Annotated in this window: 8 protein-coding genes; 5 read left to right on the top strand and 3 right to left on the bottom strand. The window is 59.4% G+C overall.

What is annotated here, in order from left to right; genetic code table 11:
- Positions 1–118 precede the first annotated feature (118 nt).
- Complete coding sequence (locus EU557_RS13105; protein WP_135530888.1) at positions 119–1,198, top strand: glycoside hydrolase family protein; 1,080 nt, start codon at positions 119–121, stop codon at positions 1,196–1,198.
- Between the two features lie 231 nt (positions 1,199–1,429).
- Entirely contained in the window at positions 1,430–2,944 is a 1,515-nt protein-coding gene (locus EU557_RS13100; protein WP_135530887.1) for a sialate O-acetylesterase, read from the top strand.
- Positions 2,945–3,052: 108 nt separating this feature from the next.
- Here the strand turns inward: EU557_RS13100 and EU557_RS13095 are convergent, their stop codons facing one another.
- Both EU557_RS13095 and EU557_RS13090 read right to left on the bottom strand, forming a co-directional pair.
- Positions 3,053–6,673, bottom strand: coding sequence for an ABC transporter permease/M1 family aminopeptidase (locus EU557_RS13095; RefSeq protein WP_135530886.1), 3,621 nt, complete (start codon positions 6,671–6,673; stop codon positions 3,053–3,055).
- The gene (locus tag EU557_RS13090) at positions 6,670–7,599 is read right to left on the bottom strand and encodes an ABC transporter ATP-binding protein (RefSeq protein WP_135530885.1); all 930 of its coding nucleotides are present in this window, start codon (positions 7,597–7,599) and stop codon (positions 6,670–6,672) included. Before EU557_RS13090 ends, EU557_RS13095 begins: the two co-directional genes overlap by 4 nt.
- Before the next feature lie 265 nt (positions 7,600–7,864).
- Here EU557_RS13090 and EU557_RS13085 point away from each other — a divergent pair, with 265 nt between their 5' ends.
- Both EU557_RS13085 and EU557_RS13080 read left to right on the top strand, forming a co-directional pair.
- Entirely contained in the window at positions 7,865–8,890 is a 1,026-nt protein-coding gene (locus tag EU557_RS13085; protein ID WP_135530884.1) for a sensor histidine kinase, read from the top strand.
- The gene (locus tag EU557_RS13080) at positions 8,859–9,587 is read left to right on the top strand and encodes a LytR/AlgR family response regulator transcription factor (RefSeq protein ID WP_135530883.1); all 729 of its coding nucleotides are present in this window, start codon (positions 8,859–8,861) and stop codon (positions 9,585–9,587) included. The genes EU557_RS13085 and EU557_RS13080 overlap by 32 nt, the downstream gene beginning before the upstream one ends.
- Here EU557_RS13080 and EU557_RS13075 read toward each other — a convergent pair.
- A complete protein-coding gene (locus tag EU557_RS13075) occupies positions 9,581–12,397 on the bottom strand; it encodes a PAS domain-containing protein (RefSeq protein ID WP_135530882.1) in 2,817 nt (938 codons plus the stop codon). The genes EU557_RS13080 and EU557_RS13075 overlap by 7 nt on opposite strands.
- Positions 12,398–12,905: 508 nt before the next feature.
- Between EU557_RS13075 and EU557_RS13070 the strand changes: the two genes are divergently transcribed.
- Positions 12,906–14,243 (top strand): pectate lyase family protein, encoded by a 1,338-nt coding sequence (locus EU557_RS13070; protein ID WP_245326258.1) that lies wholly within the window; start codon positions 12,906–12,908, stop codon positions 14,241–14,243.
- Positions 14,244–14,265: the final 22 nt, after the last annotated feature.

Below are 14,265 nucleotides of genomic sequence, written 5' to 3'. Positions count from 1 at the left end.
GAGATGAATCGTCAAGCTCAGCATGATAGTTTCAGAAGCCTGCGTCTATACACGATTTGCCTAAACAACATCAGCAACTACGAGACGCAAAATCTTGCGTCTCTACAACCTACCCTTCATGCTTTCCCGCCGCGCTTTCCTGGCAACTCTAACCTTTGCTCCGCTGGCCCGAGTGGCTGCCGGCTTTGGGGCGGGGCGGTTGCTGGATTTTCCGAAAGCTGACTTTTCTAAGTTCAGCAAGCATTTGAAGCCCGTCGGCCGCATGCTGGAGCAGGAGGGCTACTACGTGTGGTGCAACAGCCCCATTTACGGGCCCGACGGCCGGGTACACGTATTCTTCTCGCGCTGGCCCGCTGCTAAGGGCATGGGTGGTTGGCTGAACAGCTGTGAAATTGCCCGCGCCGTGGCCGACACGCCCGAGGGGCCTTTCGTGTACCAGGAAACGGTGCTGGCCCCGCGCGGCCCCGGCTTCTGGGATGCCACCACCTGCCACAACCCCCACATTCAGCTGGTGGATGGCAAGTACTGCTTGTTTTTCATGGGCACCTTCAACGGTAAGACCGACACCAAGCGCATCGGCCTGGCTACCGCCGACCGCCTCGAAGGCCCCTGGACCCGGCCCGACCAGCCCCTGCTGCTGCCTGGCGAAACGGGCGCCTGGGACGACCACTGCACCACCAATCCGGCCTTTGTAAAGCACCAGGGCAAATACTGGCTCTACTACAAATCTTGGAATACCCAGGACTACGTGACGTCTAAGGATCCCGTCATCCGGGGTAACCGCAAGTACGGCCTAGCCATTGCCGACCGCTTGGAGGGGCCCTACGTGAAGTACGCCGGTAACCCCGTCATTGACTTCTCCCGTCTCGGCAACAACAAACAGTTTGAGGATGCCTACGTGTGGGAGCAGCAGGGCAAATTGCACCTGCTGGCCCGCGACATGGGCGTGTATAACCAGGAAGTAGGCCTCTACTTGGAATCTAAAGATGGCAAGGAGTGGACCTACCCCAAGATTGCCTTCTTGCCCCTGCGCGAGTACGGCGTACAGGAGCCACCCGCCCCGCCTAAGCTTAAGCGCTACGGCCGCCTAGAGCGCCCCCAACTGCTCATGCGCAACGGCAAACCCGAATACCTGTTCGGCGCCTCCCAGGGCGGCCAATACATGACCGCCTCCTCCTTCGTCTTTAAAATCACTTGATTAGAACACTAGCTCCCTAAATGTGCTTCCGCGCATGAAGCGGCGTGGGGTTGGGGGTGATAGACTGGCCTAGAACGATTGTACAAACAACGGCCCACACGTGAACGTCATGTCGAGCCTGTCGAGACATCTCGCTCGCTAATGTCAGATTACTACTGCACGTCAGCACGCGAGATGTCTCGACCAACTCGACATGACAGATGAATAGATCTCTAGCTCTCAATTTTACTCATGCGCCGCATCCTTTTCAATCTTCTGTTTCTCTTAGCTCATTCAGCCTTTGCCGATGTCACCCTGCCCGCCCTCATGACGGATAACATGGTGCTCCAGCAGAAAACTACTGTGGCGCTCTGGGGCTGGGCCGTACCGGGGGAGGCCGTGACGGTAAAGGCTAGTTGGGCGAAGCAGCCAGTAAAGACAACCGCCGATGCCCAAGGCAATTGGCTGGTGCGGGTGCCCACTACCAAAGCTGGCGGCCCATACACGCTCACGGTTCAGGGGAAAAATCAGCTGACCATTAAGAACGTGCTCCTCGGCGAGGTGTGGCTGTGCTCGGGGCAGTCGAATATGGCTTTCCCGATTGCGAAGGGGGCATCTAAATGGATGACGGGGGTAGTGAACGAGGCGGAGGTAGTGCCTAAAGCCAACTATCCCACCATCCGGATGTTCACAGTGGCCCAGAAGGTAGCTGATACGCCGGAGCGCGATGTACAGGGCAGTTGGGTGGTGTGCTCCCCCCAGACGGTAGGCAGCTTTTCGGCGGTGGGGTACTTTTTCGGGCAGGAGATTCACCAGCAAACCGGGGTGCCGGTTGGGCTGATTCATTCCTCCTGGGGCGGTACGCCCGCTGAGTCGTGGACCCGGCGCGAGGTGCTGGAGCCGAACCCAGAGCTACGCCCGATTCTGACGCGCTACGCCGAGGGGCTGACCCGCCGTCCGGCCTACGAAGCGGAGCTGGCCGCCTGGAAGCAGGAGAAGGAAGCCAACCCCCAGACTACTCGCCCCAAGCCGGCCGAGCCGCTGAGCGCCACCAGCAACAAGTCACCTACCAAGCTCTACAACGGCATGATTAAGGGGCTGGAGCCCTACACTCTCAAGGGCGTTATCTGGTACCAGGGGGAGAGTAACGCCGAACGGGCTTACCAGTATCGCACTCTCTTTCCGGCCATGATTGCCAACTGGCGCCAGGACTGGCAGCAGCCCAACCTGCCCTTCTACTTTGTGCAGATTGCCCCGCACAAAGGCCAGAACGCCGAAATTCGTGAAGCGCAGCTGCTCTCTTGGCTGCAGGTACCGCACACCGGCATGGTAGTAACCACCGACGTGGGCGACTCCCTCGATATTCACCCCCGCAACAAGCAAACCGTAGGCCACCGCCTGGCCCTGTGGGCCCTGCACAACGAGTACGGACAGCCGAAGCTGGAAACCTCCGGACCCGTCTACAAAGCCATGAAAGTAGAAAGCGGCCAAGTTCAGCTGACCTTCGACCATACTACCGGCCTACGCGCCGAAGGTGGCCCCCTGCGCGAGTTCACCATAGCCGGCCCCGACAGCGTGTTTCACCCGGCCCAAGCCCGCGTAGAGGGCAACACGGTAATCGTATCCAGCGACCAAGTGACGCAGCCGGTAGCAGTGCGCTTCGGCTGGCGCAAGTCGCCCATGCCAAATCTGTTCAACGCCGCTGGCCTGCCCGCTACTCCATTCCGCACCGATACCTGGCGCCAGCCCACCCAAGGCAAGCGGTAGACCGGAAGCCTACTCTGTTGCATACCCTGGGTGGGGTACATGGCGTCAGGGCTATACTTTCTTTCTGAGTATCATAAGCGCACCTGAAGTATGAAAGCTCGGAGCAGGCTAGGGCATTGCTGTTACTGCCTTGCTGTTGTCTGTTGCTTCCCAATCAATTAATAAGCCGCGCGGGTCAAGGCCGGCTTTAGCGGGCTTACTCGGGACAGTTAGCACAATGGTTTGCTGGCCCGATGTAATCAGATGCTTTTGCAGGTAGAGCGGCCGGCCTGTCTTCTGTCCCGCCTTGGCGGGGGCAAAAACGCCAACTTCCACCCACTCTTGCATTGGTAGCTTCGTCTCGGTGCCGGCGCTGTCCACCACCAGCTTGTGCGCCTGTAGGCCAAGCGTAACCTGCCAGGCACCGCCTTTTAGCTGCTTGGCGGTGGCATTTGTCGTTGCCAGCTCCCAGAAGGTATTGGCCCGGAACAGATCGTGGAGCAGCGGTTGGAGCGAATCGGGCGTGGCCGTCTGCAACTCCTGGTACAGGTCTAGGGAAGTGGCAAATGGACGGGTGCCCGGGCGGTGCTTTGCCAGTAACTGCCGGAGCGCGCCATTCACCCGGTCGCGGCCAATGTGTTGGCTGAGCGCGTACAGCGCGAAGGGGCCTTTGCGGTAGTTCTGGTAAAAGTCGTCGGCTTGCAACAGCGGCTTGGCGGCGCGGGTGCGCGGGGTTTCGTTCTCTTCCCGCAAGAAGCTCAGCAGCGCTGGCAGGTGGTCAGCTCCGTAGTTGTCTTCCAGCACGCCCATGGCCGAGTACCACGCCAGGCTTTCGCTAATCAGGCCAGCGCCCTCCACGTAAGCCTGTTTAAGCTGGTTGCCCCACCATTGGTGAGCTACTTCGTGCGCCACCACGGCCGTCACCAGGTCAAAGTCCCGCTTGTCGGCCTTAGTGTTTAGAAGGAAAAAGCCTTCCCCCGCCGTGATGTTGATGGGTGCAGCGTGGTTGCCGAAGCTATGCCCTGGTTGGGCTACAAAGCGCAGTTGCCGGTGCGGGTAGGGCCCGAACTGTCGGGTGTAATAGTCCAGCGACGCCTGGGCGCTCCGGATCATCCGCGCCGGGTTCTCCGTCATACTTGGAGGATAATAAATCTGGATGGCCACCTCCTGCGCTGCGCCCGCCGATGGGTTGCGCCATTTGCCTTCCTGTACCGCGTAGTTGGCCGAAAAAAAGGCGTATTCGTTGCGAATGGGCGCATCGGAGGCATAGTGGAAGTAGCGGCGGCCGAGGGTAGTCCAGGTGCGGCGCAAGGTGCCCGGCGCCACCACCGTTTGGCCAGCATCTGTTCCCACCACGGCCTCGAAGCGGATTTGCTCAGGAAATGGGGCGTATCGACGCGCCGCCACATCGTAGAGCGAATATGTGGCGGGTCGGGGTGCCAAGCCGTGCGCTTTGCGGGCGCCGGTCTCGTCCAACTCCCGGTACGGCTGGTAGCCGATGACAGGCAACCATTCCAGATTCCGGAAGCTGGTGCCGTTGGCCAATACCTGCGCATCGGCGCCGCGGTTGGAAAAGCCATGTGCTTGGTGCGTTACCCGAAAGCGTAGACGCAGTGAATCGCCGGGGAGCAGCGGCTTGTTTAGGGCGTAGATGTAGTGGCCTAGCTCCACGTCGGTAAGTACCGGCCTGGCTGGCTGGTCGAAAGCAACGGCGGTGGTTTCCACGTCATCCGTTCCCGTCGCCACATGCACCGAGTCAATAGCCACTGGTGTATTATTCACCAGTAGGTAGGTGCCCTGTATTTCTGCCGTCTGCTGCTTAGGGTACAGTTCTACTCGTAGGTTTACGCCGGTTAGCTGGGGTTGGGGCACGTTTTGGTACCGGCGGTAGCGCTGTTCGTAAACTGCCCGCTGCGCCGCCGAGGCGGAGGCGTTGGAGTAGTCATGCAGCACATTGGTGTTGTAGAAAATAAACCCGCCCAATCCCACGATGGCTACGGTAATAACCGCCGCTACCCGTATCAAAGAACCTGTGAAGCGTCGGCGGGCCAGTTGCAGCCGCGATGCCACACTAATTTCCCGGCCTCGCACCCAGAACAGCACCCCGGCCACCGCCAGCAGCAGGGCCCACGCCAGCCAATACCCTTTGAACCACAGCCAGGGCGCCAGCGTCGGCCCGAATCCGGCCATGTCGGTATAAGTCCAGTGAGGGCTGGCGGAATAAACCAGCAGCTTGTGCTCGATGCCTAGCAGGTGGGCAAAGACCATAAACCCATAGACAGCCAACGTCACTAGGTGGCCTACGAATTTCTGATTTACCAGCACGTGCACCAGGAGGGCCAGCAGGGCAAAAAGCACGCACTCCACCAGCTGCAGCCCGAAGAATGTTTGTAGGTACAACCCGATTTCTGGAGTCGTGCCACCCAAGGCCACTTGCGCTACCCCGCCAGCCGCCATTAGCAAGACCAACCACACCCCCGACATCATGGCCAGAGCTAGAAAACGGCCTCCGAACAGTACCCATTCGGGCACAGGGGCCGCATTAGTAATGTCGCTCAGGCCCGTTTCCCGCTCCCGCCACACCAGCTCGCCGGCGTAGAAAATGGTGAGCAAGGTGATGAGTATCGTGCAAAACTTGGGCTCTGTCAGGGGCGCCGTCAGCAAGTGCAATACAAAGTCGGTGCGAGGCAGCAAAGGCACGCCGCGGGCTTTCAGGTTGCCGCGGAGGGTGAGCGCCGCCAGCCCGGCCAGCACTGCCAGCAGCGGCAGCCCATACTTGCTTTTGGCGAGCTGCCAAAAGGTATCTCCCGTAATGAGGCGCAATTGGCGTAGTTGCGTGGCCACGCCATACGGCTCCTTGACCAGTGGCCGCGCGTTTCCCGTTCCCCACTGCGGTTGCTCTAGGGCCGCCTTATCCGTTGTTGGCTGCTGAGCCGGCTTAGGTTTGGAGCCAGTTTCGGGTAAAACGAATCGAAAACGGAAATACGTGAATGCCAGCAGGCCTAGCGAAGCAACGAGCCACAGGAGGCGGTTGGCCAGCAGGGAGCCCTCGGGCAAGACCAGGCGCACATTGCGCTCCAGGGGGCCCCACTTGGTCAGATAATCCATCACCGAGTTAAACCCCATGGGGTCCACCACATACCGCCATTCCCCGGCATGCTGCAGCGCAAAGCCGAGCAGGTAGGCCGTCGCCCAAAGAGTCGTGGCGCCCAAGTAGCTGCCCATGGCCCGGCGGCTAAGCGTTGCCACCGAAAACTGCGTAGCCGTCGCGAAAAGAGCGTTGGGCAAAAGGATAAAGCCTAAGGTGGTCAGGTAAGCTGCCGGCCGGAGCGGACCCAGCAGGTCGGCCTCTATCCCGGAGCCGTACATGGCCAGCAGAATGCCCAGTGGAACGGCGAGCACCAGTAAGCTATTGAGGGCCAAGGCGGCCAGAAACCGCCCACCCAGGTAGGCGGCTTTGCTGGCGGGGGCGGGGTAGGTGAGCAAATGCATCCGGGTCTGCACGTCGCGGGCCGCTGCCTCGCCGGCCACGGAAGCCCCAATGACCAGCCAGAAACCGCTGCAAATCACTGCCACCGACGCAATGACGACGGGCGCATTCACCAGAAAATACCCGTCGCGCGCATCGGAGGCATAATTGGCCGTGACAATCAGAAACGCGAGAACCAGCAGGGCCCCGAAGTAAAGCCAGGTAGTGGCCCGGCGCAGCTGGTACCGGAATTCGAACGCAAAAATTGTTTGGAGCTTCATGGCGCTACTTCCTCCATTTTTGGCTGCTGAATCGCCGGGCCGAAGCAGCCCGTCATGGCGCTGAAATAGACATCCTCAAGGTCCGGTTCCACCGGATCAAACCCGTTACCGGGCTGGTCGGGGCTGTGCACGTGCACCATGGTGCGCCCGCTCAAGAGCTTAGCCGAAATGACGTGGTGCTCTTGCTCCAGGGTCGGCAGGGCTTGTTTGTCGGTCAGCTTGCGCCAGATGCGGCCGTTGAGGGCAGCCACGGCCTCCAAGGGCTGCGCCTCCAGCAAGATGCGCCCTTGGTTGATGATGGCCATGTTAGTGCACAGCTCCGAGACATCTTCCACGATGTGGGTGGAGAGGATGACCACGCTGTTTTCTCCAATTTCACTCAGCAGATTGAGGAAGCGCACCCGCTCGGCCGGGTCCAGGCCTGCGGTAGGCTCATCCACAATGAGCAGTTGGGGGTTGCCGAGCAGGGCCACGGCCACGCCAAAGCGCTGTCGCATGCCGCCAGAGTAGCCGCCTAGTTTCTGCTTGCGCTTGTCCCAGAGGTTGGTTTGCTTGAGCAAGGCCTCTGTGGTGGCGCGGCGCACGGCCCGGTTGGTAATGCCCTTCAGCACGGCAAAGTAGTCGAGCAGGTCCTCGGCGGTGGCTTTGGGGTACACACCGAATTCCTGGGGCAGGTAGCCCAGCGTCTGGCGCACCTCTTCCTTTTGGTTTACCACATCAATGTCGCCCAAGAAAACTTGTCCTTCATCGGGCTCTTGTAGCGTGGCGAGCGTGCGCATAAGAGTTGATTTGCCAGCACCGTTGGGGCCTAATAAGCCGTACATGCCCGGCGGGATGTTTAGCGACACATTATTCAAGGCCTGCACACCATTCGCATACTTCTTGGAGACATTGCGGATGGAGAGGCCTAGCGGGTGCTTTCCCATGGTATCAGTTCAACTTCGGTGAGTCTTTCAGGAGCAAGTGAGCCCAGCAGCTTGGCTAGGACTGACTGGCTTGCTTTCAGGACGAAGCAATTGGTGCCATCTCGGAAAGCAAAAACCGATATGCTGATGCGCTGAACGAATCTGCCAAGTAGGACTTTGCTGCCGCGAAAGCACTGGCGGGCTCCTTTGCCCGTCTCGTAGATTAACCTCCGTAACTGGTCGAAACGGTGGCCTAGGCCACTGTTGTAACACTCACCTTTGTGGTATGGAGCGCGTCAAAAAAATCTTCTGGCTGATTCACCTAATCGTCTGGGGCTTATTCACCTTGCTGGTTGGCTTGCAGCTGAATAGTGACAGCGACGCTTACTGGCGTACCACCACGGTGGGGTTCATTGCAACCTGCCTGTATGTTTTCTACAGCCACTTCTACCTGCTAACTCGGCAGGCCGGCCAGAGAAAAGGAAGAGACTACTGGTTTCAGCTAGCAGCAGTTGTGCTGACCGGGCCGGTTCCGTTTGTCCTTTTTTATCAAAAATCGTTTGATTTTGGGCAGTATTCCATGCACCTGATTACGACGGTACCCATCTTTCTCTTTCTGAGCTGGCTGGCCCGGGTAACTGAGACGCTGGTGCTAAATACCATCCGGAAGGAGCAGCTGGAAAAGCAGGCCGTGGAGGCAGAGTTGAACTACCTGAAGTCGCAGATTAACCCGCACTTCCTGTTCAATACCCTCAACAACATCCATACCTTGGTGTACAAGCAAGCCCCCGCCGCCCCGGATGCAGTGATGCACCTGGCCTCGCTCATGCGCTACATGATTTATGAGTCCAATGCGGCCACTGTGCCCCTGGCCCGGGAGATGGACTATTTGCAGGATTACGTGAGTTTGCAGCAGCTCCGCTACAAGAACAGCCCCGTGGTAGACCTGCAAATAGCAGGGGAGACGGAATCCTACTACATTGCCCCTCTGCTCTTTATTCACCTGCTGGAAAATGCCTACAAGCACAGCCCCGCCCGGTTAGCCCCCGGCGACCTGAAAGTACGGGTAGAGATAAAAGACAATACCCTAGCCTTCAGCGTGCAGAACCCGATTGCCATAAAACCGACGAACGCGCTGGATGAGCCCGGCGGCATCGGATTGCCCAATGTTCGGAAACGGCTGGCGTTGTTGTACCCCGGCCAGCATACTCTAACCACTCACCACACCGGCGAAACCTTTACGGCTAGCCTTACCATCCAAGGTCTCCACGCATTAGCCCATGAAAGAGAAGCTCACCTGCTACATCATTGAGGACGAGCATCTGGCCCAGGAGATTCTGGAAGAATACATCCGAAAAGTGCCTTTTTTGGAGCTGAAAGGGGCCTACGAAAGCCCCTTGGAGGCCGCCGCTCACTTGAAGGCAGACCAACCCGACCTACTGTTTCTGGATATTAATATGCCGGACTTGGATGGGCTCAGCTTCATTCCGATGCTGAACCCCAAGCCCATGATCATCCTCACTACCGCCTATGACCAGTATGCCCTGAAGGCGTATGAGCTGGAGGTGCGGGACTATCTGCTAAAGCCCTTCACGTTTGAGCGGTTTTACAAGGCCGTTCTGCGTCTCTACCAGGAACAAGGCTCCCGGGCGGCCCCCTCAAAAAAGGAGGAAAGGGTGGAGGCGAAGCCCGAGCAGGAGCATATTTTTCTCAAGGTAGGCCACCGCATCCAAAAAGTAGCTACCCGCGATATTCTCTTCGTGGAGGGGATGAAAGACTACTTGCGAATTCATACCACGCAGGAAAAGCTGCTAACGCTGCTCAGCTTTGCCAAGCTGGAAGAGCTGCTGCCGGCCCAGGAGTTTGCCCGCGTGCACCGGTCTTTTCTAGTCGCCATCGACAAGATTGACCACATCGAGAAAAATCGCATTCAGATTGCCGACCAGCTTATCCCCATCAGTGATACCTATGCCGAAGCTTTCTATAAAATGCTAAAGGGATTTCAGTAGGGCAGGTACACGGTCACCGTGGTACCCGTACCGGGCTGGCTGTTTACCTCCAGGTAGCCACCGGCATTTTCAACCATGCGCTTTACCATGTAGAGGCCAATGCCGGTGCCCTCTACGTGCGTGTGGAAACGCTGGAACATGGTAAACAGCCGCGGCTGCTGGTCAGGATGAATGCCTAGGCCATTATCCTGCACTTCTAGCACCGTGTAGCCGGGTTGTACCCGGGCCCTGAGCGCCACCTGGGCCGGGCGGTCGGGGTGGCGGTACTTAAGGGCATTGCTGAGCAGGTTGTAAATCACTGAGCGCAGGTTCTTCTCCGAGAACTGCACCCACGGCACTTCCTCCACAGCTACCACCAGTTGGGCGGCCGTTTCCTGCAGCAGCGGTTGCAGGTCGCGGCGCACATCCTCCACCACGGCGGCCACCTCTACCGCAACCGTGGAAGGCGCATATTCCTTCTGCAGCTTCGATACCTCCGTGAGGTGGTTTATAGTGCGTTTGAAGCGCTCCACCGACTCCACCATGCGCGCGAGGGTGGGGGCAATGGCCTGGTCGGCGGCCACGGCGGGCGGCAGCTCTTCGCCCAGCAGATAAAGCAACCCCTCAATGTTGGCAATGGGCGCTTTCAGATCGTGCGAAGCCGTGTAGATGAAGTTGTCGAGGTCGGCGTTGGTGCGCCGCAGCTGCTCGTTGGCCTGCTTGAGGTCGGTGATGTCGATGGCTGAGCCCACGTAGCCATATAGCTCGCCGTTCTGCAGGTAGCTGGGCGCGCCCTGGGCTAGAAGCCAGCGGTACTCCCCATCGTAGCGCCGCATACGGTGCTCCATAGCGTACGGCAGCAGCTGCTTAATGGCCTGGGTTAACGTGGCCTGCGCTTGGTCAAATTCATCTGCCGGAACGTAGGCGCTCCAACCCGTTGCCAGATATTGTTGTTCATTTTCTACCCCCACAAAGTCGAGGAAGGCGCGGTTGATGTAGCGAATGGAGGAATCGGGGTACACGGCCCACACCAGGTTGGGGGCCGCGTCGGCCATGGTGCGGAAGCGGGCCTCGCTTTCCAGCAGTTCGCCGGCCAGCGCCTCCAGGCGCTGGTGAGCCACGCCCAGATCGGTCACGTCGGCGGCCGTGTTGAGGATGCCATACACCTGCCCTTGGCTGTCGCGCAGGGGCACGAGGCTGTAGTTGTAGTAAAAAGTTTGTGGTGTGCCCTCAATAACTACTTCTATTTGCTGATTGCGCTGGTGCAGCGGCTCTCCGCTGTTCATTACCTGGTGAAGCTGCGCGGTAATACCCTGCTCCATCAGTTCGGGCAGCACATCGGCAAAGCGCCGCCCGAATACGTCAGGACCCTTGCCCCAGGCCGTTAGCATAGCCTGGTTGGCCATCTGAATATCTAAATCAGGGCCTACGCATACATTGATGGGAAACGGGATTCCCTCCATGATGGCGCGTATCTGCAGCTGGCTTTCCTGTTCGCGCTGCCGGGCCCGCACCTGCTCCGTCACGTCATAGGCAAACGTGGAAATGCCCACTATAGTACCATTCTCCCGGTAGGCCTGATAGGTAAAGTTGAAGTAGCGAATCTGGTCGGGGCCAGGAGCATGGCTGGTGAAGCCCAGGGGATGCTCGGTGCCGGAAAACGTTTCGCCGGTTGCATATACCTGATCTAGCAGCGCCAGCAAGCCCACCGGCCCCGCTTCGGGCAGTACTTCAGCTACCGTATTGCCTAGCAGCTGGCGGCCAGCGAATAACGTCAGGCTGGTTGGGTTGACGTAGACGTAGCGGTGGTCGGGGCCGCGGGTAATGGCAATGGCGGCAGGCGTTTGCTCCAGCACCTGGTAGAGCTCTTCCCGCTCCTGTGCCCGCCGCTCTGCCGCGGCCAGCGCGGCTGCCTGCGTTTCGGCTAACTGGCGCGTGCGCTCCGCCACGCGAGCCTCCAGCTCTTGGTTGAACTGCTGCACCTGCTGGCGCGCCCGTACCTGCCCGGTTACTTCGGTGCCAACGGACCGAATGCCGCTCACACGGCCGTCGGAATCAAACTCAGGCTGAAATACGCAGTTCCAGTACACCTCTTCGGGCTGGCCGTTGCGGTCAATGATGGTGCGCTGTTCGTGGGCCGTGTGCGCAATGCCGGTGGTGTACACCTTATCGAATATGGCCACTACGTCGGGAGTTGCCGCTTCTGGCATAGCCTCGAACACCGGGCGACCCAGGACATCGGGGAGGGAGCGGCCCCAGATGGCCAGGGTGGTAGTATTGGCTAACTCCACGCGGTAGCGCGGCCCCCGATATATAGCCACGGCCACCGGGGCCTGCTCCACAAAGCGGCGCAGTGTATCGTGTTGGAGCTCGGTTTCAGCGCGCAGCGCTTTCTCACGGGCCTGACTTTCGCGCAGCGCCTGCTCAACGGCGCTGCGGTCCTGGTCGGAGGTATCCGTAAAGCTCACCACCAGCCATTCCCCGCTACGGCGGGCCGAGAGCCGGAAGTAGTTATCCAGTCTATCGGCCTGGTAATTGGTTTCGTACACGTTGGTGGCTCCGTGGGAGTACACGCGCAGGTAGTAGGCCAGGATGCCCGAAGCAATAGCGTGCGGGAAATGGGTGAGTAGCGTACCGCCCGGGCGCTCCGCTAGGCCAGTCATGCGTTGGCCAGCTGGGTTGAGGTACTCAAGGGCAAAGTCGATAATCGTCCCGTTGGCGTCATATACCGGGCGCAGCACATTCACCCCCGTGAGCGAGGCCGCTAGCAGGTCGCGGAAAAGACTATCGGGTAGGGGAGCGGGAGCAGGCGAATTGGGAGCGGAATCCATCGGTACAGCAACAAGAAATAGAGGCAGCGGGCTTGGAGCAGCGGGACGTTTCCGGTGACCCACTAATGGGGAGTCACTGCTCGTTACCTACCTGTAGCACTCCCATCAGCTGCTGCAATTTACGCAAATGCACATGTGAATAAGGCTGCTCCAAGTGAGCAGTATAGGCGGCACCCGCAGTACCTAGGTCACTTAGCTACGCCCTGAGCGGCCCAAATAACTTCTGCTGCCTTCTGGCTGGTTGAACGGAGGGCCTTGAGTTCACTCCGGGCATCAGGGCGACCCTCGAGGAATTGCCTGTAGAGTCAACACAAAGGCTAGGCCAGTTCCATTTGTTTGGATTTCAGGATAGTGCAGGAGAGTTGAAGTATAGTAAGAAAGTAGTATTGGGTAGTTATCGAGCTATTTATATCAGTGGTGTTTCTAGTGCAGTAGCGGCGCAAGTTTTGCGCTGTGCCTATAAAGGATATTCCCTCCCGACCGCGCCCTTCCCACCAACCCATGCTCTATGAAAATCTTTACTTGGCCTCAGTTGGGCGGCGCAGCTACTAACCTAATAGCCGCGCTAGGCCTATTCGTGGCGGCTCCCGCAGCGGCGCAAACCCTGGCCTTTCCCACGGCGGAAGGCTTCGGGCGGTTTGCTACCGGCGGGCGCGGCGGTGCTGTGTACCATGTAACCACGTTGGATGATGCCGGAGCCGGTTCCCTGCGCGAAGCTGTGAGCCAGCCGGGCCGAACGGTGGTGTTTGATGTGGGCGGCGTTATTCGCCTGAAAAGTCCCCTCAACGTAGCCGAAAACCTGCACTTGGCGGGCCAGACCGCGCCGGGCGACGGTGTGGTGGTGTACGGCGATGCGGTATCCTTCACCAACGCTCACAATACGGTGGTGCGTTACTTGCGCTTTCGGATGGGGCACGGGGGCAGCACGGGCAAAGATGCGGTGACTATTGCCGAGGGGCACGACCTGATTTTTGACCACGTGTCGGTGTCGTGGGGGCAGGATGAGAACTTCTCCGTGACCAACGACGCTCGTAACGTTACGCTGCAAAACTCCATTGTGGCGCAGGGCCTGCACCCGCATTCCGCGGGCGGGCTGATTCAGTCGACCGGCGGGACCAGCATTTTGCGCTGCCTCTACATCGACAACCACACCCGCAACGTGAAGGTGAAGGGCGTGAATCAGTTCGTGAACAACGTGGTGTATAACTGGGAAGCCGGCGCCTACATTCAGGGCGACTCCGAGCGGAAGTCCCAGGCTAACGTCACGGGCAACTACTTCATTCAGGGGCCCGGCAAGGCCAGCAAGCCCTTCACCCGCGGCAACGCCAACTTCAGCATCTACGCCCAGGGCAACTACCAGGACAGCACCCGCAACGGCAAGCTCGATGGCGCGCCCATTCTGCAGGCCAGCTACGGCGTGGTAAGCTGGCAGCCCAAGCCCTTTGCTTACCCGGCCACCAAAGCCCTGAGCGCCCAACAGGCCTACACCTACGTGGTGCAGCACGCCGGCGCCTCCTTGCACCGCGACGCCGTAGACACGCGCCTGCTTCAAGAGCTGACTTCCCTGGGCACGCTAGGCCAGATCATCAAAGACGAAAACGAGGCGCCCATGCGCGGCACCGGCGAAGTGAAGGGGGGCCTAGCGCCCACCGACACCGACCAGGACGGCATGCCCGACGCCTGGGAACAGCACTACGGCCTGAACCCCCGCGATGCCGCCGACCGCAACCACGATGCCGACCACGACGGCTACACCAATCTGGAAGAATACCTCCAGCAGCTGGTAGGGGAGGGCAACGGCCCCGGCACTACCCACTCCCGCAGCTCCGTGCCGAAAGGCACCTGACCTCTCGCTTCTCCGCACACCT

Origin of the sequence: Hymenobacter wooponensis, from assembly GCF_004745865.1 — a bacterium.
In the GTDB taxonomy this organism is placed as follows: domain Bacteria; phylum Bacteroidota; class Bacteroidia; order Cytophagales; family Hymenobacteraceae; genus Hymenobacter; species Hymenobacter wooponensis.
This window is presented reverse-complemented; position numbering and strand designations above follow the sequence as displayed.